Here is a 618-nt window from a genome sequence, read left to right on the forward strand (position 1 = left end):
AGAACTTTAGCAACAACGCCCGCGCCAACGGTACGGCCGCCTTCACGGATTGCGAAACGCAGACCGTCGTCCATCGCGATTGGGTGGATCAGAGTCACAACCATCTTGATGTTGTCGCCTGGCATTACCATCTCTACGCCTTCTGGCAGTTCGATGGTACCGGTCACGTCAGTTGTACGGAAGTAGAACTGTGGACGGTAGCCTTTGAAGAACGGAGTATGACGGCCGCCTTCGTCTTTGGACAGAATGTACACTTCAGATTCGAACTTGGTGTGTGGCTTGATTGAGCCTGGCTTCGCCAGAACCTGACCACGTTCGATTTCTTCACGTTTGATACCACGCAGCAGAACACCAACGTTCTCACCAGCACGGCCTTCGTCCAGCAGTTTGCGGAACATTTCAACGCCAGTACAGGTAGACTTCGCAGTCTCTTTGATACCAACGATTTCAACTTCTTCACCAACTTTGATGATACCGCGCTCTACACGACCGGTAACAACGGTACCACGACCGGAGATGGAGAATACGTCTTCGATTGGCAGCAGGAATGGCTTGTCAATCGCACGCTCTGGTTCTGGGATGTAAGAATCCAGGTAGCCAGCCAGTTCGATGATTTTC

At 51.9% G+C, this 618-nt stretch carries 1 protein-coding gene; it reads right to left on the reverse strand.

Annotated features, from left to right (window positions below):
* A partial coding sequence (locus tag ACOTX1_RS23805) for an EF-Tu/IF-2/RF-3 family GTPase (RefSeq protein ID WP_044705022.1) occupies window positions 1-618 on the reverse strand: 618 nt, incomplete at both ends.

It is taken from the genome of Enterobacter cloacae complex sp. IR5401, from assembly GCF_049238425.1.
GTDB lineage: Bacteria > Pseudomonadota > Gammaproteobacteria > Enterobacterales > Enterobacteriaceae > Enterobacter > Enterobacter hormaechei_C.